Genomic DNA, 1,306 nt, shown 5'->3' with positions numbered 1-1,306 from the left:
TTTATATAAATTATAAATAGAAAAAAGTATATTGAAAAAATATTTTATTGATTGAATATATCCATTAAACCAAGGAATTCCAATAATATACACATTACTAATATCAATTTTAACATATTCCTTAATTAAATTAGTTTTTTTTACTTTTGACAATATATACAATTTATCCGAATGCTCCTTAAAAGCTTCAATATAATTTTTATGTATTGACTTTATATAAAAATCATTATTATATTCTATAATTCCCCAATTGCAATAAAGACCTATATTCATTTTAATCCTTTTGCTTTCTAACTACACTACAAGGCGGTATAAGTGTACCTGGTTTTATATTTGAGCCAGATGTTACTACACAATTAGCTGCTATCCATGACCCTTTACCAATAATAATTTCTGCCTGTGAGCCTCTATTGTATCTATAACTATTTGCATTTATATCTTTACCATGATTAGAATCAACAACCACACAATTCATAGCAATTAACACTTCTGACTCAATTGTTATTTTTTCTCTAGCCATGATATATGAATTTGGTCCTATATAAACATTATCGCCGCAATATATATTTTCTATTCCTCTTAATACTGCTGTAGAAGCAACTTGTAAGTTCTTTCCGCATTTTTTCATAGCCAATGAATAGCACCAACCTCTAAATCTCATAACAAGTGGCGAATCTGGAAAAATAATAAGAAATAATTTAATAAAATGCGAATAAATAAGGTTAAACTTATGAATATTCATATTAGAAATCTCCTTTTAAAAAAATAGTTTTATATGGATTTATTTTTGGATCAGCATAATCCTCAATAAGTTCGTCTATTCCTTTACCGTCAGTAATTCTACCTACGTATAAAAATTTGATTATATTTTCTTTGGATATATAACTATATTTTTTTAAAGGCATATCATTTTTTCTATATGATGATTCATATAAAGGAACTATTTTTTTACTTAAAATTAATGGTAGTTTTTTTCTTCCTTTTTCTCCAAGACAAGATGACTTATTAAAAAAAGCTGCAATTGCTGTTAAATAATATTCTGGATAATATAAAATTTTTTTCAATATTTTTTTAATACCGGTATAAGAATTAATTACCTCTATTGGAAAAGATACATAATGATAGTGAATCTTTTTATTTTTAAAAAAATTTAAAAAGGCAAAAAACCAACAAAATGGTTCAGGAACTCTTATATATATAAAATCAGATTTTTTATATAAATTATAAATAGAAAAAAGTATATTGAAAAAATATTTTATTGATTGAATATATCCATTAAACCAAGGAATTCCAATAATATACACAT

At 24.1% G+C, this 1,306-nt stretch carries 3 protein-coding genes; all 3 read right to left on the bottom strand.

Annotated features, from left to right (window positions below; translation table 11 throughout):
* On the bottom strand, window positions 1–273 hold a 273-nt coding region (locus HMPREF9309_RS09155; protein ID WP_016646926.1), incomplete at its 3' end, for a hypothetical protein.
* 1 nt (window position 274) lies between these two features.
* Window positions 275–661, bottom strand: a complete 387-nt coding sequence (locus HMPREF9309_RS05475; RefSeq protein ID WP_196799675.1) for an acyltransferase — start codon at window positions 659–661, stop codon at window positions 275–277.
* Between the two features lie 82 nt (window positions 662–743).
* A complete protein-coding gene (locus tag HMPREF9309_RS09150; protein WP_016646924.1) occupies window positions 744–1,304 on the bottom strand; it encodes a glycosyltransferase family protein in 561 nt (186 codons plus the stop codon).
* Window positions 1,305–1,306 lie beyond the last annotated feature (2 nt).

The sequence above is a fragment of the Campylobacter ureolyticus ACS-301-V-Sch3b genome, from assembly GCF_000413435.1.
In the GTDB taxonomy this organism is placed as follows: domain Bacteria; phylum Campylobacterota; class Campylobacteria; order Campylobacterales; family Campylobacteraceae; genus Campylobacter_B; species Campylobacter_B ureolyticus_A.
The sequence above is the reverse complement of the archived record's forward strand: the minus strand, read 5'-3'. Positions and strand labels throughout refer to the sequence as shown.